14 protein-coding genes are annotated in these 20372 nt (G+C 71.2%); 7 read left to right on the forward strand and 7 right to left on the reverse strand.

Annotated features, from left to right (window positions below; translation table 11 throughout):
- The first annotated feature begins 174 nt into the window (after positions 1-174).
- Genes recC through recD form a run of 3 tightly spaced genes read left to right on the forward strand, consistent with a single transcriptional unit; the run spans position 175 to position 8824 of the window.
- Positions 175-3525, forward strand: coding sequence for an exodeoxyribonuclease V subunit gamma (gene recC / locus NS3_RS20465; protein ID WP_067862190.1), 3351 nt, complete (start codon positions 175-177; stop codon positions 3523-3525).
- A 53-nt stretch (positions 3526-3578) separates the two neighbouring features.
- Positions 3579-6932: a UvrD-helicase domain-containing protein gene (locus tag NS3_RS20470; protein ID WP_174550498.1), complete on the forward strand. Its 3354-nt coding sequence runs from the start codon at positions 3579-3581 to the stop codon at positions 6930-6932.
- Positions 6929-8824 (forward strand): exodeoxyribonuclease V subunit alpha, encoded by a 1896-nt coding sequence (recD, locus tag NS3_RS20475; protein WP_067862192.1) that lies wholly within the window; start codon positions 6929-6931, stop codon positions 8822-8824. The genes NS3_RS20470 and recD overlap by 4 nt, the downstream gene beginning before the upstream one ends.
- A gap of 120 nt (positions 8825-8944) precedes the next feature.
- Here the strand turns inward: recD and NS3_RS20480 are convergent, their stop codons facing one another.
- The 3 genes from NS3_RS20480 to NS3_RS20490 form a co-directional block, all read right to left on the reverse strand.
- Positions 8945-9874 carry an amidohydrolase family protein gene (locus NS3_RS20480; protein WP_067862194.1) on the reverse strand — a complete coding sequence of 310 codons (930 nt, stop codon included), beginning with the start codon at positions 9872-9874 and terminating at the stop codon, positions 8945-8947.
- Positions 9871-10944 carry a nucleoside hydrolase gene (locus NS3_RS20485; protein WP_067862196.1) on the reverse strand — a complete coding sequence of 358 codons (1074 nt, stop codon included), beginning with the start codon at positions 10942-10944 and terminating at the stop codon, positions 9871-9873. The genes NS3_RS20480 and NS3_RS20485 overlap by 4 nt, the downstream gene beginning before the upstream one ends.
- A gap of 229 nt (positions 10945-11173) precedes the next feature.
- On the reverse strand, positions 11174-12520 hold the full coding sequence (locus NS3_RS20490) for a CoA transferase (protein WP_084495774.1): 1347 nt from the start codon (positions 12518-12520) through the stop codon (positions 11174-11176).
- A gap of 39 nt (positions 12521-12559) precedes the next feature.
- Here NS3_RS20490 and NS3_RS20495 point away from each other — a divergent pair, with 39 nt between their 5' ends.
- Entirely contained in the window at positions 12560-13315 is a 756-nt protein-coding gene (locus NS3_RS20495; protein ID WP_067862281.1) for a thioesterase II family protein, read from the forward strand.
- 38 nt (positions 13316-13353) lie between these two features.
- On the opposite strand, the gene NS3_RS20500 is transcribed toward NS3_RS20495, so the two are convergent.
- Together NS3_RS20500 and NS3_RS20505 are read right to left on the reverse strand one after the other, a co-directional pair.
- A complete protein-coding gene (locus NS3_RS20500) occupies positions 13354-13752 on the reverse strand; it encodes a DUF2784 domain-containing protein (protein ID WP_067862198.1) in 399 nt (132 codons plus the stop codon).
- A 19-nt stretch (positions 13753-13771) separates the two neighbouring features.
- Positions 13772-15220 (reverse strand): SDR family NAD(P)-dependent oxidoreductase, encoded by a 1449-nt coding sequence (locus NS3_RS20505; RefSeq protein ID WP_067862283.1) that lies wholly within the window; start codon positions 15218-15220, stop codon positions 13772-13774.
- Between the two features lie 224 nt (positions 15221-15444).
- Between NS3_RS20505 and NS3_RS20510 the strand changes: the two genes are divergently transcribed.
- The 3 genes from NS3_RS20510 to NS3_RS20520 all read left to right on the forward strand — a co-directional run bounded on the left by NS3_RS20510 (position 15445) and on the right by NS3_RS20520 (position 18207).
- Positions 15445-16590 (forward strand): acyl-CoA dehydrogenase family protein, encoded by a 1146-nt coding sequence (locus tag NS3_RS20510; RefSeq protein WP_067862200.1) that lies wholly within the window; start codon positions 15445-15447, stop codon positions 16588-16590.
- Positions 16574-17248 (forward strand): TetR/AcrR family transcriptional regulator, encoded by a 675-nt coding sequence (locus tag NS3_RS20515; protein WP_373865330.1) that lies wholly within the window; start codon positions 16574-16576, stop codon positions 17246-17248. Before NS3_RS20510 ends, NS3_RS20515 begins: the two co-directional genes overlap by 17 nt.
- Before the next feature lie 251 nt (positions 17249-17499).
- Positions 17500-18207: a hypothetical protein gene (locus NS3_RS20520; protein ID WP_067862202.1), complete on the forward strand. Its 708-nt coding sequence runs from the start codon at positions 17500-17502 to the stop codon at positions 18205-18207.
- Positions 18208-18262: 55 nt separating this feature from the next.
- Here NS3_RS20520 and ligD read toward each other — a convergent pair whose 3' ends face one another.
- Both ligD and NS3_RS20530 read right to left on the reverse strand, forming a co-directional pair.
- Positions 18263-19267 carry a non-homologous end-joining DNA ligase gene (gene ligD / locus NS3_RS20525; RefSeq protein WP_067862204.1) on the reverse strand — a complete coding sequence of 335 codons (1005 nt, stop codon included), beginning with the start codon at positions 19265-19267 and terminating at the stop codon, positions 18263-18265.
- Complete coding sequence (locus tag NS3_RS20530) at positions 19264-20364, reverse strand: ATP-dependent DNA ligase (protein WP_218018269.1); 1101 nt, start codon at positions 20362-20364, stop codon at positions 19264-19266. Before NS3_RS20530 ends, ligD begins: the two co-directional genes overlap by 4 nt.
- Between the last annotated feature and the right edge of the window lie 8 nt (positions 20365-20372).

The raw sequence follows: 20372 nt of genomic DNA on the forward strand, positions 1-20372 counted from the left end.
CCAGCCTTTCGACGCGACTCGTTCTCGGTAGCCCCCTGTGGGGGGAGACTGTGGCACACGCCCCCGCGCTGTCGGCGGTGACACGACCGGCTCTCGCGCACAGGTGTGTTCCAATTCACTCTTCGCGGGCGGGCCGGGGGAGTTGCGCGCCGGTCGCTGACGTATAAACGGACCATGCCGCTGCACATCCATCGGGCCGAGCGCGCGGACACTCTGGTCGACGCGCTCGCCGCGCGATCGGCGGTGCCGCAACCGGATCCGTTCGCACCCGAAGTGATCGCGGTGCCCGCCAAGGGCGTCGAGCGCTGGCTCACGCAACGGTTGTCCGGGACGCTCGGAGTGTCGGCGAACGGGTCCGACGGGATCGCGGCGAATATCGATTTCCCCTCACCGACCGCCTTGGTCGCCGGAATCCTCGCGGCCTGCACCGGCGTCGATCCCGAGGACGATCCGTGGGCGCGGGACCGGCTGGTGTGGCCGGTGTTGCGGGCACTGGACCGCGCGGTGAGCGAACCCTGGTGCGCGGTGCCCGCTCGCTATCTCGGCGCGGCCTCGGGGGGCCGCGATCACCGGATCGGCAGGCGCTACGCCACCGCCGCGCACCTGGCCGCGTTGTTCGACAGCTACGGCGCGCAGCGTCCGGAACTGGTTGCCGACTGGGCTCGCGGTGGCGACGGCGACGGCGCGGGCGGACAGGTGCCCGAGGATCTGCGCTGGCAGCCGCGATTGTGGCGGATGCTGCGCGAGGAGATCGGGGTGCCCGCCCCCGCCGAACGCCTGGCCGCCGCCTGCGCGGCACTGCGCGCCGAGCCGTCCGTGGTCGAGCTGCCCGATCGGGTCTCCTTGTTCGGCGTGACCAGGCTGGCGACCGATCAGCTCGCCGTCCTCGATGCCCTCGGCGCCCATCGCGAGGTGCGTCTGTGGCTGGTGCATCCGAGCCCGGCCATGTGGCGCGCGCTCGCCGGTCTCGGCCCGGCCCGTTCCCGCGCCGAGGACACCAGCGCCGCCGCTGTGCGTCACCCGCTGCTCGCCGGTCTGGCGCGTGAGGTCCGGGAATTGCAGCAACGCCTGTCCGGCATCTGCGTCCCCGACGACGACACCGGTTATCTCGCGCCTGCCGCACCGGACGAGCCGACCCTGCTCCACGCGTTGCAGGCCGGGCTGCGCGAGGACGCCTGGCCACCCGCCGAGCGGATCGCGGCCGACGGCACAATCGAGGTGCACGCCTGCCACGGACCGGCCCGCCAAGTGGAGGTGCTGCGGGATCGGTTGCTTGCGCTGTTCGCGGCCGACACCACCCTGGAACCCCGTGATGTGCTGGTCATGTGCCCCGAGGTGGAGACCTTCGCCCCCTTGGTGCGGGCCGCGTTCGGGGGCCGCGGCGAGGAGCCGGGCGAGCAGACGCATCCGGCGCAGCTGCTGCGAGTGCGTCTGGCCGATCGCGGTCGCGGCGTCACCAACCCGCTGCTCGCGGTGGCGCGGACCCTGCTGGAACTGGCCGACGGTCGCGTCACGGTGACACAGGTGCTCGACCTGGCCGCCTCCGACACCGTCCGCCGTCGCTGCGGTTTCGACGACGACGCGATCGAGCGGTTGCGGGAATGGGCCGCCGCCTCCGGCGCGCGATGGGGTATCGGCGCGCGTCAGCGTCAGGCCTTCGGGCTGGCGGATTTCGCGCAGAACACCCTCAACGGCGCGGTGGACCGCATCCTGCTCGGCGTCACCGCCGACGAATCCGGCGACGACTGGCTCGATCTCGCGCTGCCGCTGGCCGACGTGGACAGCAACGACGTCGACCTGGCCGGGCGCTTCGCCGAATTCGTCGACCGCCTCGCGGTCTGCTTGCGTGACCTGCGCGGGCCGCGGCCGGCGAGTGAATGGGCGCACGTGCTGGGCCGCGCGCTGGAACTGCTCACCGACGTCCCGGAGAACCAGGCGTGGGTTCGTACCGAAGCTCGCGCCGAGATCGCCGCCGCCACCGGGGCGGCGGCGGGCGGCGCCGAAGCCGCCGACGTGCCGTTGCGGCTGGCCGATGTCACGGTGCTGTTCACCGAGCGCCTGGCCGCGCGGCCCACCCGTGCCAACTTCCGCACCGGCGAGCTGACCGTGTGCACCATGGTGCCGATGCGCTCGGTGCCGCACCGGGTGGTGGTCCTGCTCGGTCTCGACGACGAGGTGTTCCCCCGCGCCGGCGGCGTGGACGGCGACGACGTACTCGCCCGCGACCCGCTGCCGGGCGAACGCGACGCCCGCGGGGAGGACCGCCAGCTGCTGCTCGACGCCGTGCGCGCGGCGGAGGAGCGGCTGTTGATCTTCCACACCGGCGCCGACCCGGTGACCGGCTCGGTGCGGCCACCGGCGATTCCGGTCGCCGAACTGCTCGACGTGGTGCGCGCGCACGTCGGCGACGACGCCATGGCGACGGTGGTCACCCGTCATCCGCTGCAGAGCTTCGACCGGCGGAATTTCGACCCCGCCCGGCCCCGCAGCTTCGACACCGTCGCGCTCGAGGGCGCCCGTGCCGCGGCCGCGCTCGCGCGCCCGGCCCCGCCCCTGCTGACCGCGCCGCTGCCCGCACCCGAACGCGCCGATGTGGCGCTGTCGGAGCTGATCTCCTTCGCCGAGCATCCGATTCGCGGATTCCTCTGGCAACGACTCGGACTGCGGGTGCCCGAACACGAGGAGGACATCGCCGAGAACCTGCCCATCGAACTGGACGGGCTGGCGAAATGGGAAGTGGGCGAACGCATGCTGGTCGCCCGGCTCAACGGCGCCGACCCCGTGGCGCTGCGCCGGGCGGAGTGGCGGCGCGGCACCCTGCCGCCGTTCCAGTTGGGCGCGGCGGTGCTCGCCGAGATCGAGCGCACGGTCGAGACCCTGGTGCGCGCCGCCCAGCCCGACTACGCCGCCGAACCCCGCGCGGTGGACATCTCGGTGGATCTCGGCGACGGGCGCAGACTCGTCGGCACCGTCCCCGAGGTCCGCGGCGACGCACTGGTCCGCGCCACGTATTCGCAGGTGAAGCCCAGGCACCGGATCGCCGCCTGGGTCGGCCTGCTGGCGCTGGCCACCGCGGAGGACCGGCCGTGGCGTGCGGTCACCATCGGGCGCGGAGGTTGGCACCGTCCGGCCTGGCGGTGCGAACTCCTCGCCCCGGACCGCCCCGACGCCCTCGCCGTCCTGCGTGACCTGGTGCGCCTGCGCGACGAGGGCCTCACCGAGCCACTGCCCCTCGCACCCAGCGCCTCGGCCGCCTACGCCGAGCGGCGGGTCCGCGGCGGCGCGACGGAGGACGCCGTTCTCGCCGCCGAACGCGAATTCAACGGTAAGGCAGAAGGTTTCGGCGCTTTCGGTGATCACGCCGACCGCCACCTGCGTTACGTCCTGGGCCCGGCCCCTCGGCTGGATCATCTCCTGACCACCCCAGCGCCCGCCGGAACCGCCGGTGAGCCGACCCGATTCGGCGCGCTGGCCGTGCGGCTGTGGGCGCCGCTGCTGGCCGCGGAAACGCAGAGGCAACCGTGACCATTCCGCCCGCCGCCGCTCTCTCCCCAGCCGTCTCCCCGCGCGCGTCCGCGATCTCGGCGCCGCTGCCCCCCGGCGGCGACACTTTCGACCTGTGCGGCCCGCTGCCCTCCGGTACCACCGTGCTCGAGGCCAGCGCGGGCACCGGCAAGACCTACGCGATCGTCGGGCTGGCCGTGCGCTACGTCGCCGAAGCCGGGGTCCGGATCTCCGAGCTGCTGCTGGTCACCTTCTCCCGATCGGCCACCCAGGAACTGCGCGAGCGCACCAGGGACCGTTTCGTCACCGTCGCGACCGCCCTGGCCGATCCGGCGAGCGCCCGCGTCGCCGACGACGAACTGATCGCCCACCTCGCCGACGCTCCCGACGAGCAGGTGGGCCTGCGCCGCGCCCGGTTGCTCGCGGCCCTGTCCGACTTCGACGCGGGCACCATCGCGACCACCCACAGCTTCTGCCAGCGCATGCTCGACGAACTCGGCGTCGCCGGTGAGCGGGACCCGGCCGCCCGCCTGGTGGAGGCCGTCGACGACCTGGTGCACACCGTGGTCGAGGACCTCTACCTGCAGCGTTACGCCCGCACCGAGCCGCCGTTCGGGGTGCGCGACGCACACGCGCTGGCCCGCGAGGCGATCCGCGACCGTCACGCACGCCTGACGCCCGAGGACGACGGCCCGGCGGGGGAGCGGGTGGCCTTCGCCGAGGCGGTGCGCACCGAAACCGAACGCCGCAAACGCCTGGCCGGACTGCGCGATTTCGACGACCTGCTGGTGCTGTTGCACGAGGTGCTCGCCGATCCCGGCCACGGCCCTGCCGCGCGCACCCGGATCAGGTCCCGCTTCCGCGTCGCGCTGGTCGACGAGTTCCAGGACACCGACCCGCTGCAATGGGACATCCTGCGCGGCTGCTTCCACGGCCACACCACACTGGTGCTCGTCGGCGACCCCAAACAGGCCATCTACGCCTTCCGCGGCGCCGAGGTGCTCAGTTATCTCGACGCCGTCTCCCACGCCGACAACCGCAAGGAACTGACCCGCAACCGGCGCAGCGATCCCGGCCTGCTGCGCGCCCTCGACCACCTGCTGGGCGGGGCCGCCCTCGGCCACCCGGAGATCAGCGTGTACCCGGTGGCGGCCACCCGGACGGGCAGCAGGCTGTCCGGGCAGGCCGAACAGATCCGGCCGCTGCGATTGCGCTGCCTGCCGCGCACCGGTGTCGGCCCGTTGAAGAACGGATTCCCCCGGGTGGACCGTCAGCGGGCCGCCGTCGCCCGTGATCTGGCCGCCGATCTCGTCCGGCTGCTCGAATCCGGGACCGACGTGACCGTCGGCCGGGGTAGGTCGGCTGTGCGCCGCCCGGTCACCGCCGGTGACATCGCCGTCCTGGTGCGCAAACGCTCCCACGTCGCGCTGGTGCGCGACGCGCTGGACCGCGTCGGTATCCCCTCCGTACTGGCAGGCGGCACCAGCGTTTTCACCACACCCAGCGCGACGGACTGGCTGTGGGTGCTGCGCGCGCTGGAACAGCCGCACCGCTCCGATCGCGTCCGCCTCGCCGCCTGCACCCCGATCCTGGGGTACACAGCCGCCGAGATCGACAGCGGCGGAGCCGATCTGGTGGGCACGCTGAGCGCCCAGTTGCGCGAGGTCGCCCGCTTGTTCGGGCGTACCGGTTTCGCGGCGCTGTTCGAGCGATTGGCCGACCGTTCCCGGCTGGCTCCGCGCCTGCTGGCCGTCGAAAACGGTGAACGCACCCTCACCGACCTGCGCCACATCGCCCAGCTGCTCGACGAGGTGTCGGCCACCGAGGGCTACGGGCTGACCGCGCTGACCCGATGGCTGGCCGAGCGGGTGCGCGACCCCGCGTCCGGCGCGGTGGCCGGCCGCTCGCGCCGGCTGGACCGCGACGCCGCCGCCGTGCAGATCGCCACCGTGCACGCCAGCAAGGGGCTCGAATTCCCGATCGTCTACCTGCCGTTCGCGTGGGACAACGCCAAGAATCCGAAACCGCCGACCCTGCTGTTCCACGACGACGACGGCGCCCGCGTGCTCGACGTCGGCGGCCCCGAAGCCCGCGGCTACGCCCAGCGCAGGCAGCGTTGCGAAGCCGAGGAGGCAGGGGAGGAACTGCGCTTGCTCTACGTGGCGCTGACCCGCGCCATGTGCCAGGTCGTCGCTTGGTGGGCGCCCTCGGCCACGACGGCGGGCGGGCCACTGCACCGGATGATGCTCGGCCGCACCGACCGTGGCCCGGACGTGCCCGAACGCGCGCCGGTACCCGCCGACACCCGGGCCGTGCCCGCGATCACCGCCTGGGCCGAGCCCGCGGCGGAGGTGATCTCGGTGACCGCCGTGGACACCGCCGAATCCGTCACGCCACGCCGTGTCCGCGTCGAGCCGGACACCGCCGAACTGGCGGCCGCCCGCTTCGACCGCACCCTGGATCTGCTGTGGCGGCGCACGTCCTACTCGGCGCTGACCGAGGGCGCGCACGAGACCGTCACCGACACCGAACCCGAGGATCTGCGCGGTCCCGGCGACGAGCCCGCCACCCCCGCGCTCCTCGAGATCGAATCCGACCCCGCGACCGGTCCCGCCGCGCCCTCGCTGATGAACGACCTGCCCTACGGCGCGGAGTTCGGCACCCTCGTGCACGCTGTCCTCGAACGGATCGACACCGCCGCCGCGGATCTGGCTGCCGAAGTTCGGCGGCGCTGCCGGGAGACCGCCGCCGAACTCCTCGCCGAACTCGACATCGACACCCTCGCGACCGCCCTGCTCGCGGTCCTGCGCACCCCGCTCGGCTTCGGGTGCCTGGCCGATCTCGCGCCCCGGGATCGGTTGAGCGAGCTGGACTTCGAGCTGCCGCTGGCCGGCGGCGACACCCCCACCGCGCACTCGGCCACCCTCGGCGCCATCGCGGACCTGCTGCGCATCCACCTCGCCCCCGAGGACGACCTGTCCCCCTACGCCGACCTGCTCGCCGGTCTCGACGACCGCGCCCTGCGCGGCTACCTGACCGGCAGTATCGACGCCGTGCTGCGCGTCACCGGCCCCGAGGAGGGGGCGGCCCCGCGTTTCGTCATCGTCGACTACAAGACCAACCGTCTGGGCATCGACCGGCTGACGGTCGATCACTACACCCGCCCGCGCATGGCCGCCGAGATGCTGCGCTCGCACTACCCGTTGCAGGCGCTGCTGTATTCCGTTGCCCTGCACCGGTATCTGCGCTGGCGGCTGCCCGGCTACGACCCGGCCCGTCATCTCGGCGGCTGCCAGTACCACTTCGTGCGCGGCATGATCGGCCCGGACACTCCGCCCGGCCACGGCGTCTTCGACTGGCGCCCGCCCGCCGACCTGGTCGTGGCGCTCTCGGACCTGCTGGCGGGCACGGGAGAGGGAGCGCGATGACCGCGATCCAGGTGGCACAGCGCGGTACGGGACTGTTGCGCGTATTCAACGAGGCCGGCGTGCTCTCGGCGGCCGACGTGCACGTCGCGGTGCGGTTGGGCAGGCTCGGCCGGGAGGAATCGGAGCTGGTGCTGTTCGCGGCGGCGCTGGCGGTGCGCGCGGTGCGCTCGGGGTCGGTGTGTCTGGAACTGGACCGGATGCGCGAGATCGGTGTGGACGCCGACGAGGACTGGGACGTCGGTCAGGGTGTCGACCCGGCCACCCTGCCGTGGCCCGATATCGAGCCGGTGATCGCGGCGCTGCGGGTGAGCCCGCTGGTGTGCGGCGGTCCGGCCGGGCCGTTGTGCCCGCTGCGGGTGGTGCCGCCCGCCCCCGGCGACGACGGCGGCCCGCTGCTCTACCTCGACCGCTACTACCAGCAGGAACAGACGATCCGCCGGGTGCTCACCGAGCGCGCGGCGAGCCACCCCGAAGTCGATGCGGCCGTGGCCCGCCGCGAGCTGGACCGGCTGTTCGGCACCGGCGACGGCGCCCCCGACCGGCAGCGCCTGGCCGCCGCACTCGCCGCGACCCACCGGACCACGGTGGTCGCCGGCGGTCCCGGCACCGGCAAGACCCACACCATCGCCCGCGTGCTGGCGCTGCTCGAGGCGCACCAGCGGGCCGATGCCAAGGCCGCGCCGCTGCGGATCGCGCTGGCCGCGCCCACCGGCAAGGCGGCGGCCCGTCTGCAGGAGGCGGTCCGCGACCAGGCGGGCGAACTCGGCCTGCCCGAACTGACCGCCGCGACACTGCACCGGCTGCTCGGCTGGCAGCGCGGGCGCGGAAACCGATTCCGGTACAACGAGTTCAATCGCCTGCCCTACGACGTGGTCGTCGTCGACGAGACCTCCATGGTGTCACTGACCATGATGAGCAGCCTGCTGTCGGCGTTGCGCTCCGACACCCGGCTGGTGCTCGTCGGCGACCCGGACCAGCTCGCCTCCGTCGACGCGGGCGCCGTGCTCGCCGATCTGGTGGCCGGGCCGGTCGTCGGTGCGCCCAACCCGGTGCTCGACGACATCCTCGGCACGCCGCCCCCGGATGCCGCCGAGCACCCGGAAGGTCTGACCGAGCTCGAACGGACCAGGATGCGCGGCGGCATCGTGCGCCTCACCCGCGGCAGGCGCTTCGGCGGCCATATCGCCGAACTGGCCGTCGCGGTCCGGGCCGGGGACGCCGACCGCGCCCTCGACCTGCTCCGCGCGGGCGGCGCCGATCTGTCCCTGTGCGCGCCCGAGGACATCGACGCCGTGCGTGCGGATGTGGTGCGCGCCGCCCGTACGGTCACGGACTCCGCCCGCGCCGGCGACGCCACGGCGGCTCTGGCCGCTCTGGAATCGCACCGGCTGCTGTGCGCCCACCGCCGCGGCCCCTTCGGCGTGGAACGCTGGGACCGCATGGCGGGGGAGTGGGCCGCCGCCGCGGGCGCGGGTCAGGACGGCGGGTCCACACCCTGGTATCCCGGTCAGCCGCTGCTCGTCACCGCCAACGATCACGAGGCCCGCATCTACAACGGCGACACCGGTGTCATCGTCACCATGCCCGACGGCTCGCTGCGCGCCGCCCTGCTGCGCGGCAGCGACCCCTACCTCGTCCACCCCACCCAATTTCCTTCCGTAGTCACGGTTTTCGCGATGACCATCCACCGCAGCCAGGGCAGCCAGTACGACTCCGTCTCCATCGTGCTGCCCGAACCCGAATCCACCCTGCTGACCAGGGAACTGCTCTACACCGCCATCACCCGTGCCCGCGGGCACGTCCGCGTCATCGGCACCGAGGAAGCGATCCGCGCGGCGGTCGGGCGGAGGGTGCTGCGAGCCAGCGGGCTCGCCCGGCGTGTCATCGCCTGAGCGGGATCGGTCCGGCCGCCGCCCGCCTGGACCCTGGGCCGAGTCGTGTGAGAATCGCCGGGCCACCCGGTCGTGCTGATCCCGGCCCTCGCCGGTCGGGGCCGAGTCCCGACGACGATCTCAGCTCAGGCCGAACATCCGGACCGCGTTCTCCCAGAACACCTTCCGCAGCCAGTCCGCACCGAGATCGAGGCGTTCGACGGCCTGGACCGCGTGCGCGTACGAGTACGGGATATTGGGAAAGTCGCTACCGAACAGGATGCGGTCGGACAACGCGCGCAGCCGCTCGTATTCGGTGACCGGGTAGGGCGCGTCCGCCTCGCTGAAATCGGTCCACACCATCGTGGTGTCGAGTGAGACGGTGGGGTACCGCTCGGCGAGGTCGAGGAACTGGCTGTATTCGGGGGTGCCCATGTGCGCCACGATCAGTCGAAGAGCGGGGAACCGGCTCAGCAGCTCGGCGATCGGCCCGGGCCCGGTGAACCGGCCCGGCGCGGGCCCGGACCCGCAGTGGATCACCACCGGGACTCCCGCCTCGGCGAGCTGCCCCCAGACCGGGGTGAGCAGCGGATCGTTCGGCGCGAAGTCGCCGACCTGGATGTGCACCTTGAACACCCGCGCCCCACGCTCGATCGCCGCGGCGACATAGGCGGCGGCCTCGGGTTCGGGATAGAAGGTCGCGGTGTGCAGGCAGTCGGGCGTGCGGGCGGCGAACTCGCCGGTCCAGTCGTTGAGCCACGCCGCCATGTCCGGCTTGTGTGGGTACACCAGCGAAGTGAAGGCGCGAACACCGAAGCCGCGCAGGGTCTTCAGCCGGACCTGCTCCTCGTCGCGGTAGGTGATCGGCCACTGCCTGCCCACCAGCGGGCCCACCGAGTCGAAGTAGGCCCAGACCTTGCGCAGCACCGACTCCGGCATGAAGTGGGTGTGCACGTCGACGATGCCCGGCAGCCCGAGCCTATCCCGGAACCCGGCCAGGTAGGCGATGCTGTCGGCGGCGTGGGCGTAATCGCTCGCCGAATACTCGCCGTGATGGCTGTGACCGGTCATGTGACCTCCAGGCTCGAACGATGCGCCACGCTCGGCGCGGGCGGATACAGTGCGCGCGCGAAATCACCCACCCGGGCGAGGAGACGGTCGAAGAACGCCTCGGGGTCGGTGCCAACGACGATGTCGGCGTTGAACGGCCTGCCCCACATGCCCGCCCAGTCGGCGACCGTGGTGGCCCGGGTCAGCGTGCCGGTCAGCTCGACGTCCACCGTGGCGGGACGGGTCACCGCCAGCGACGGATCCAGCGCCACGGCCGCGGCGAACGGGTCGTGCATATGCGCCAGATAGCCTTGGTCGTAGGCCTGATGGAACTCGAAGTAGAAGCGGACCGCGTCGGTCAGATGGCGGATGATCGGATTGCTCGCCGTCGAGGACCGCCCCGGTGGATCGGTGGGCGCGGGCACCTCGACCGGGCTGCTGCCCGCCCGCTCGGCCAGCGCGCGCAGATGGCCCGGATGCATTTCGATGGTCTCGGTGACGTCCAGTGCGCAGATCAACGGCCTGCGGTCGGGCGGTGCCGCGGAGAAGGCGTCGAAAACCTCCTTGGCCGCTTCGGGATCGACGTGCACGTTCCATTCGTTCGTCGGCGTCGTATTGCCCGGATGGTTGAACGCCCCGCCCATCACCACCAGCCGGCGCAACAAGCGCGGCAGCTCGGGCTCGAGCCGCAAGGCCAGCGCCAGATTCGTCAGCGGCCCGGTGCACAATCCGACGATCTCGCCGGGATGCGCCCGCACCGACTCCACCCACATCCGCGCCGCCGAGCGGTCCGAGAGCGTCCGCCCCGACATCGGGAGACGGGCATGCCCGACGCCCTGCGGGCCGTGGGTGTCCTCTGTGGTGCGCAACTCGATCGCCAGCGGCCGATCCGCCCCGAGCGCCACCTCGATTTGCGGCGCGCGGCACACCTCGAGCCACGCCAGATTGTTGGCGGCGACCTGCGCGGCCCCGACATTGCCCGCTGTCGACGCGATGCCGAGCACCTCGGCCTCCGGCGAAGCCAGCAGGTAGAGCAGCGCCAGCGAGTCGTCGATCCCGGTATCGACATCCACGATGATCTTCTGCCGCACGCCTCGAGCCTAATCGCCGCGTCCGAGCGGCCGCTCTCGGCTCCCGAGGGGGCCGCCCCGGCTGTGCCCGCGCTTGGGTCTGGCCGCCGCGGTGCCGGACGTCCGACGCGGGGATTCGCGGCTACGCCCGGGCTCGCCGGCCTACCGCCCGCTGCGCGGCCTGGGCATCGCCCCGGGATCGGTGGTATTCGCGGGCGGCAGGGCTGCGGGCCGTGGGCGCGAACAGGCGTTACCGCGTGCGCACCGGCCAGGCCGGTGTTCCCGAACCGATCTGGGGCGCGGGCCAGGCGTAGTCCGGGTACTCGGCCAGCGCGGGAGCCGCGGTGAGCAGGTTCCCGTGCGCGACCACCGCGTGCGGGTTCGGCGCCGCGGGCGGCGGATGCTTGAGGGTGCGGCCCGGTGCGCCGAGCAGCCAGGAGGCGGTGCGCGCCAACGAGGTTCGCACATCCCGGCCGACACCGTCGTAGGTGTGCGCGGCGAGCGCGTCGATGATGCCCGCGGCGAGCAGGTAGCCGGTGGCGTGGTCGATGGCCTGCGCGGGCAGCGAGCCGGGCACCTGGGGCGCGCCCTCGAGCACGGCGATACCGGTCGCGGCCTGCACGATGCTGTCGAAGCCGCGCCGCCCGCTCCACGGACCCGACTCGCCCCAAGCGCTGATCCTGGCGTGGATCAGGCCGCGCCGAACCGCGGTGATCAGGCCCGCGCTCTCCAGCGCGCCCGGCCGGTACCCGGTCACCAGCACGTCGGCCTGCGAGAGCAGATCGTGGAAGGCGACGGCATGGCTGCGCATGTCCATCAGCACCGAATGCTTGCCCTGACAGGTGTCGGCGAACTGCCACGGCAGCTCCGGCAGCCACGGTGCGTCGATGCGCAGCACCTCCGCGCCCAGCAGCGCCAGGGTGCGGGTGGCGACCGGCCCGGCGATCACCCTGGTCATATCGAGCACACGCACTCCGCGCAGCGGCTGGAACGGGGTGGCGTCCGACCGCAGCCGGGTGCCCGCGCGATCCTCGCGCTGTTCCATCGCCACCAGAGGCCCGTCGGCGGCGTCGGCGGCCTGCGGCGTGGCGGCCCACTCGTCTTCGGTGCGCACCCGTACCGCGACGGCGCCCACCGCGGCCGCGTTGTCCTCGATGTCGGAGGCGCGGCTCATGGCGATCTGCGCGACCGCGATGTCGAACGGGATGTCCTCGGGCAGCCCCAGCGCGGTGAGCAGGCGGGAGCGGTGGTGCGGGTAGTTGGCGTGCGTGCGGACCCAGCCGTCGAAGGTCGGGAAGAACCCGGACAGATCGGCCCAGCTCGGCACCTGCCGGCCGTCGACACGCAGCAGATGGTCACTGGAGAACGCGGCGGTGATGCGCTCGGGGTCGATCCGGTGGGTCACGGGCGCGAGCCCGTGCGCGTCGCGCATACGATTGGCCGCGGCCGCCACGGCTGCCACCGATCCCGCGGCCAGTGTCCACACCGGCAGTGTCGCAGCGAGATTGCTGCCGGGATCAGGCGAATCGATAACGCCGGACGCCGGGACGCCGATTCCGGATTCGTACTCGTGGACCAGCCGATTGTGCGCGTTCACCAGTCCGAGACTAGCGGTTACAAGCAGAAGGAGACCGACGTGGAGAGTGCGATCGTGGCGACCGAATGGCTGCGCGCCTTGCGAATCGAACCCGCGCCACGCCACCACCTGGTGTGTTTTGCCCCGGGAGGCGGTTCGGCCACCGCCTACCGAGATCTGGCCGACCGGGTCGGTCCGGGTATTGCGGTCTTCGCCGTGCAATACCCGGGTCGTCAAGATCGTTTGGGCGAAGCTCCGGTGACCGATCTGCATGCGCTGGCCGACCGGATCGCCGAGGAGTTGCTGGCCCAGGCCGCGGTGCCCGGTCTCGCGCTGTTCGGACACAGCATGGGCGCCACCGTCGCCTACGAGACCGCCCGCAGGCTGGAGTCCGCGGGCCGCGCGGTGTCCCGGCTGTTCGTCTCGGGCCGCCCCGCGCCCACCTTCGTCGAATCGCGCAGGCTGCATCTGGGCCCGGACGAGGATCTGATCGCCGACCTCGAACGTCTCGCCGCCGATCCGGCCCCGATCGCCGTGCTGCGCAGCGAACCGGGCCTGGCCGAGATCGTGCTGCCCGCCGTGCGCGGTGACTACCAGGCGGTGGAGACCTACGCCCAGCGCGGCGGCGATCCGTTGCGCTGCCCCATCACCGCCCTGGTCAGCACCGAGGACCCGACCATGAGCGTCGAACAGGCCGACGAATGGCGCGATTTCACCTCGGGGGTGTTCCGGCGGGAGACCTTCCCCGGTGGGCACTTCTATCTCGACGAACAGCCCGACGAGGTCGCCGCGCTCGTCACTCGCACCGTGCGCTGATCACCGGGGCGCCGCGCCGATGAGCGCGACCGCGCACCTCACCGGATCGCGCGACGGGACACCACCGGCGCGCGATCCGCGGACCGGCGGCGGATCGTCACCAGTGCGCCCGCCCAGGAGATCAGCACGACCACCGCCACCAGCAGCCGGATGAGTCCCACCGCGTCATCGGGATAGATGACGCCGGTGAGGTAGTGGTCGATGAATCCGGTCGAGGGCAGTTCCGCCGTCCCCGCCGACCGGCGCGCCCAGTTCTCCAGATGCGTCAGCGGGCAGTCGTAGCCGATGAGCACCGAGCCGAATCCCCAGACGGCCGCGGCCAGATGCGGCCAGAAGGCCCACGGCCGCCACCACGCCAGGAATCCGCCGAACACCACGTAGACCAGGAACGCGAAATGCGCGAACGCGGTGAGATCGGCGATCAGACGAAAACCCACAGTTCCCAGGGTAGGCCGCTCACCAGGGTGACGGCCGGTAATCCTTGAGGAAGCAACCGTAGAGGTCGACGCCGTTCTCGCCCTGAACGATCGGGTCGTACACCCGGGCCGCGCCGTCGACGAGGTCCAGCGGCGCGTGGAAGCCCTCCTCGGCCAGGCGCATCTTCGTGTAGTGCGGGCGCTCGTCGGTGATCCAGCCGGTGTCGACCGCGGTCATCAGGATGCCGTCGGTCTCGAGCATCTCCGCGGCGCTGGTGCGGGTGAGCATGTTCAGCGCTGCCTTCGCCATATTCGTGTGCGGATGTCCCGGGCCCTTGTAGCCGCGGCTGAACTGGCCCTCCATCGCCGAGACGTTGACGATGTACTTGCGGTGGGCCGCGGCGGCCGCCATCGCCGGGCGCAGTCGTGACACGAGGATGAACGGCGCCACCGAATTGCACAGCTGTACTTCCAGCAACTCGGTCGGATCGACCTCGGCGACGGTCTGCACCCAGCTGTTGGTGTGTGCGAGATCGGGCACCAGCCCGCCGGCGTCGATGGCCACGCCGCGCGAAATGCGTTCGGGGGTGGCCGATCCCGCGACCAGCGCGAGTTCGGCGACGTCGGCGGCGGTGAGTGAGGGGGCGGCGAGCAGCGAGGGCGACAGCGAGGCGGTCAGCGCGCTGGGATGCGCCTGCATCGTCTTGCCGAAGGTCACCACGTCGGGCAGCACGCCCGCGGGCAGCGGCGCCGATTCGGCCTCCACCAGCGCGCTGTAGGCGCCCGTCGAGCGGCGCACGGTCTGCGCGGCGTTGTTGATCAGGATGTCGAGCGGACCCTGCGCGGCGACGTCGTCGGCCAGCGCGATCACCTGGGCGGGGTCGCGCAGGTCGATGCCGACCACGCGCAGTCGGTGCAGCCAGTCCGCGCTGTCCTCCATGGCGGCGAAGCGGCGCACCGCGTCGTTGGGGAAGCGGGTGGTGATGGTGGTGTGCGCGCCGTCGCGCAGCAGCCGCAGCGCGATGTACATGCCGATCTTGGCTCGCCCGCCGGTGAGCAGCGCGCGGCGGCCGGAGAGATCGGTGCGCGCGTCGCGTTTGGCGTGGCTGTCGGCCGCGCAGTCCGGGCACAGCTGGTGGTAGAAGGCGTCGACGCGGGTGTAGTGCTGCTTGCAGATGTAGCAGGGGCGCGACCGCAGCAGGGTGCCCGCGCTCGCGCCCGCGGCGTTGGAGCTCAGCGGGATGCCCGCGGTCTCGTCGTCGATGCGGTTCGGTGAGCCGGTAGCGGTGGCCGCCACCACCGCCCGGTCGTTCTCGGCGACCTTGCGCCGCGCTTCCTCGCGCCTTCGCTGCTTGAGCTTTTTGAACATGTGTCCGACCGCCCGCTGCACAGCGATCGAATCCGCGTGGTCCTTGTCCAGGTCAGCGGCCTGCTCGAGAACCCGTAGACAGGTGGCCAGCTCGTCGGGATCGATACTGTTCTCGGCCATCGGGTCTTCGGACATCCTTCGTGAGCTGGGGTGCGAACGCAGTGGATCGGGGTGACCGGGTGCGTTGTCGCGACGCGATCGTGGGGTCCATTGTCGCAAACGCCGACTTTCCGGATTCCGCCGCGTTCGCCGCGCTGTTGACAACTCGCCAATAGGGCTGGGAACCTGATGCCGGGGTCCCGGCGCCCGAGGCCGGGTCACATCGAGCAAAGGATCGTGAGCACATGGCACGCGCCGCATGGAGTGACGACGAGGTCGAGGCGGTACGCGAACTCGCCCGGAACTTCTTCGAGAAGGAGGTCGTCCCGCACGAGGAGAAGTTCGTCGCGCAGGGACACCCCGACCGCGAGCTGTACAACCGTGCGGGCGAGCTCGGCCTGCTGTGCACCGCGGTGCCCACCGAATACGGCGGTGGCGGAGGAACTTTCGCCCATGAGGCCGCCATCATCGAAGAGCAGACCTTCGCGGGCGACGGCGCCCTCGGCATGCCCGTGCACAGCTCGATCATCGCGCCCTACATCGCCGAGTTCGGCTCCGAGGAACTCAAGCGCCGGGTGCTGCCCAAGGCCGCCGGCGGCGAGATGGTGCTCTCGATCGGCATGACCGAGCCGGGCACCGGTTCGGACCTGCAGAACATCAAGACCAGGGCCGTGCGCGAAGGCGACGAGTACGTCATCACCGGCTCCAAGATCTTCATCACCAACGGCTGGCTCTGCGACGGCATCATCATCGCCGCCAAGACCGACCCGACCAAGGGTGCGGCGGGCGTCTCGCTGATCTTCGCCGAGGTTAGTGACGACACCCCCGGTTTCAAGCGTGGCCGCATCCTGAGCAAGATGGGCGGCAAGGGCCAGGACACCGCGGAGCTGTTCTTCGACGGCCTGCGGGTGCCCGCCTCCAACCTGCTGGGCACGGGCGAGGGCCAGGGCTTCTACCAGATGATGCAGCTGCTCGCGCAGGAGCGACTGGTCACCGCCGTCATCGCGGTGCCCATGATGGAGAAGGCCGTCCAGCTGACCGTCGACTACACCAAGGGCCGCGAAGCCTTCGGCAAGCCGCTGTACGCGATGCAGAACACCAAGTTCGAGCTCGCCGAATGCGCCACCATCACCAAGGTCGCGCGCACCTTCCTCGACGAGTCGATCGTCAAGCATCTGCGCGGTGAACTCGACATCCCCACCGCGGCGATGACCAAGTACTGGATCACCGATCAGCTGAACATCGTGGTGGACCGATGCCTGCAGCTGTTCGGCGGCTACGGTTACATGACCGAGTATCCGATCTCGGAGCTGTACACCGGCGCCCGTGTGCTGCGCATTCTCGCCGGCAGCAACGAAGTGATGAAGGATCTCATTGCCCGATCGCTCTGAGGTGCCCGGTCGTATCGCATCGGCGGCCGGTCGTACCGGAGCCGGTGAGCGCCCCGCGCGCCGCAAACGCCTCGAACCCGACGAGCGCCGCGCGCAGATCCTGGCGTGCGCGATCGAGATGTTCGGTGAGCGGCCGTACGCGGCCGTGTCCACCGCCGAACTCGCCGCGCGCGCCGGGGTCGCCCGCGGGCTGATCAACCACTACTTCGGCAACAAGCGCGACCTCTATCTCGTAGTGGTGCGCCGGATGGTGACCCTGCCCAGGGGCGAGGACATGGTCGTGCCGACGGGCACCCCGCGCGAGCGGGTCGACGCCAGCGTGCGGTGGCTGCTCGACACCATCGCCGAACACGGCAGCACCTGGGTGAAGGTGACCAGCCACGAGGGCGTCGGCGACGACCCCGAGGTCCAGCAGATCCTGGACGAGGCCGACGACGCGGCGGCGGAACGCACGCTGTGCATGGTCGGGCTCGCGGATTCGGCGCACAGCGCGGAATTGCGGGCGATGGTGCGTGCGTACGGCGGATTGGTGAAAGCCGCGGGGCGCGAATGGATCACTCGCGGAAACCTGACCCGCGAACAGGTGCACCATCTGCTCGCGGACCTGCTGTGGGCGCTGGTCAGCGAGACGATGGCGAAGGTGGGCCACGCTTCCTGAATACCGCTTTTCGCCGGGAGTTTGCCGAGTGAATATCCGGCCGTTCCGGTGATCATCGTTTCCGGATTCCTGACGCATTTCGGGATATCCGGCCCCGAGGCCGGGTGTGACCGGCATTACTCGGTGACCGGGCTACTACCTCGCGCATTCCGGTAGCGCTTTCTCGTCCGGCCACTATTCTTTCCCGGTAGCTGGTGGGGTTCGCCGCTTCCGGGGCGCCGCGCGAGAGTTCGAAATGCGAGAGGACCGGGATGGCACGGACGCGGGAATGGCAGGACTCCGAGGCGTGGCCACAGGCATGGCCCGAGGACCAGGACCCTGAGGACCCGTTCATCGCCGACTCCCGTCCCATCGTCAATCCTTATGCGGTGATCGCGCTCGTCGCGGCGTTGCTGGCCTTGTTTCCGGTCGCCATCGTGTTCGGGCTCATCGCCTTCGGGCATCCGAGAGGCCGGGCCATGGCCACGTTCGCGGTCTTGCTCGGTATCGCCGAGGCGGCCGCCGTGGCCGCGGTGGTGGTGCTGACAGGCAGCTCGCTGACCGACACGCTGGCCGACCTCGAGGACGCGACGGCCACCGGCACGACGGTCACCGCCACGAGCACCGCCGACCAGACCACCGCGGCCCAGGCGCCGCCCGCCGAACTCCCCTCCGCGCGGCCCACCCCGGCATCGACGACCGAGGAAGCTCCGCTGGTCCGCAAGGGCGCGGCGTGCACCGCGGGCCAGCTCGGCATGATCGGGTCCGCTGTCGACGGTGGCACGCTGTTGTGTCTGGAAGCCGCGGGTGCGAGCGGCGCTCACCAGTGGTCGGGCCCGTACAACATCGGCACCGGCGTCTTCGAACCCGGCCGGACCTGCGACGAGACGATCGCCAAGTCCGGGCGCACCGCCGACGGCCGGGCGCTGGTGTGCGAGAGCCAGGGGACCGAAGGCGTCTGGGTCCGCTGGACCAACTGAGACGGCTGCGCCGGACCGATCGACGAGTTCCGCTGCAGACGATCACGGCCGCTCGCTAGTCGGTTTTCGCCCGGCTCGGCTGCACCCTCGGCGGCTCGTTCGGCATCTTCGGATATTGCGGCGGCCACGGCGCGTCCATCAATCCCGAAGCCATATCCCGTTCGGACATCTCCAGCAGCGCCTCGATCGACTGTGGCGCGCGATCGGCCCACGGATCGCCGAACTCGGCCAGCCTGTCCGGGACGGTGGCGATGGTCAGATCCTTCGGCGCCACGGCGTCGAGATCGTCCCAGGACAGCGGGGTGGAGACCTGTGCGCCGACCTTGGGCCGCACGCTCCAGGCCCCGAAAACGGTCTTGTGCGGAGCGTTCTGATTGAAGTCGACGAACACCCGCTGCCCGCGTTCCTCTTTCCACCACTGCGCGGTGATCTGGTCGGGATGCCGCCGTTCCAGTTCGCGCGCCAGCGCGACCGCGGCCGCCCGCACCTGGTAGCCGTCCCAGCGTGGCTCCAGCGCCACATAGATGTGCAAACCCCGCGACCCCGAGGTCTTCACCGACGATGCGATGCCAAGCTCGTCGAACAACGCTCTGGTCAGCCGCGCCGCCTCGACCAGGTCGGGGTAGCCGATGCCGGGGGAGGGATCGAGATCGATGCGCAGTTCGTCGGCGATCGTCAGATCGCCCGCCCGGTTGGGCCAGACATGGAAGCCGAGGCAGCCTTGGTTGACCGCCCACAGCACGTGCGCGAGATCGTGCGCCACCAAGGCGTCGCTCGTGGTGCCGTTCGGGGTGGTGACCTGCACGGTGTGCAGCCAGTCCGGGGCCGAGGCGGGCACCCGCTTCTGGAACCAGGATTTGCCCGAGGCGCCGTCGGGATAGCGTTCGAGGAGCAGCGGGCGGTCCCGGATCACCCCGAGCAGCGGCCCGGCCACGGCCTGGTAGTAGTGGACGAGGTCGAGCTTGGTCTCGCCGCGCTCGGTGAAATACACCTTGCCCGGATTGCTGATGGTCAGCGTGCGTCCGTCGACCTCGAGTTCCACGCTCTCCTTCGGGCTCATCCGCGCGCCGCCGTCTCGGTGAAGATCGCGGTCAGCTCGGCCGGGGCGACTTGTTCGAGCTGGGCGTAAGTACACGACTGCGGTGTCCGGTCCTCGCGGAACCGCACCAGCCTGCCGCCGTGGCGGAACCGGCCGGACTGCAGGTGCTCGTAACGGACCTCGGCGACCAGCTCCGGGCGCAGCGCCGTCCAGGACAGGTCTTTGCCCCCGCTCCACCTGCTCAGCCCGCCCGGCATCTTGGCCTCGGTCCCGGCCTGGACGGCGGCCTGCGCGGCGGCGTCGGCCCATTCCCGCCACGGATGGTTCGCCAGCGCGTTCTCCTTCAGTGGCGCGAGCTCGGCGACCAGTTCCGCGCGCCGGGCGGCGGTGAAACTGCTGGCCACCCCGACGTGGTGCAGCCGTCCCTCGTCGTCGTAGAGCCCGAGCAGCAGCGACCCCACGCCCTGACCGTCCTTGTGCATCCGGAAGCCGGCCACCACGCAATCGGCGGTGCGTTCGTGCTTGACCTTGAACATCACCCGCTTGTCCTGGTGATAGGCCTGGTCGCCGCCCTTGACCATCACCCCGTCGAATCCCGCGCCCTCGAACCGGGTGAACCAGTCCTCCGCCACGTCGGGGTCGCGGGTGATCGGGGTCAGGTGCACGCGATCGAACTCGGCGCCGAGGACGGATTCGAGCTCGCTGCGGCGTTCGGAGAACGGCGCGCCGGTGAGGTCCGTGTCGCCGAGGGCGAGCAGATCGAAGCCCACGAAACTGGCAGGCGTCTCGAGGGCCAGCTTCTCCACTCGCGACTTGGCCGGATGCAGCCGGTTCTGCAGGGTGTCGAAATCCAGGCCGTGCTCGGTGACCATCACGATCTCCCCGTCGACGACACAGCGTGGCGGCAGCGCCGTGCGCAGCAGTGCGGCCAGCTCGGGGAAATACCTGGTCAGCGGGCGATCGTTGCGGGAGCCGAGTTCGATCTCGTCGCCGTCGCGGAAGACCACGCAGCGGAAGCCGTCCCATTTCGGCTCGTAGTACAGACCGGGACCGCGCGGCACCGACGGTGTCGATTTCGCCAGCATGGGTTTGACGGGCGGCATCACCGGCAGGTCCACGTTTCCTC

The sequence above is a fragment of the Nocardia shimofusensis NBRC 100134 genome (assembly GCF_001613125.1).
GTDB lineage: Bacteria > Actinomycetota > Actinomycetes > Mycobacteriales > Mycobacteriaceae > Nocardia > Nocardia shimofusensis.